At 35.8% G+C, this 352-nt stretch carries 1 protein-coding gene; it reads left to right on the forward strand.

The annotated features are described in order from the left end of the window. Positions 1-130: 130 nt before the first annotated feature. Positions 131-352: transposase (locus ADA55_RS31360; protein WP_414629828.1), on the forward strand; the 222-nt coding region annotated here is incomplete at its 3' end.

The raw sequence follows: 352 nt of genomic DNA on the forward strand, positions 1-352 counted from the left end.
GAGGCTGCCATTGACTTCACTTTCATTTATGACTTGGTGAAAGATATGTAATCAGTAGGACGCCCAAGTTATTGATCCAGTTATTTTAATTAAACTGACTTTCATTCAATATTCCTTCGGTATTCGTTCCATGCGTAAAATGATTGAAGAAGTTGAAACAAATATGGCTTACCGTTGGTTCTTAGGTTATGGTTTCCATGATAAAGTACCTCCTACTCCACGTTCGGGAAAAATTATAAGCGACGCTTTAAAGATAAAGAACCTGTTTGAACAGATTTTCAATCGCATTTTAAGGACAGCTACTAATAAAAAGTTAATAAGTGCTGAACACGTTTTCGTGGATTCCACACAT

This window comes from Bacillus sp. 220_BSPC, assembly GCF_001054655.1.
GTDB lineage: Bacteria > Bacillota > Bacilli > Bacillales > DSM-1321 > Peribacillus > Peribacillus frigoritolerans.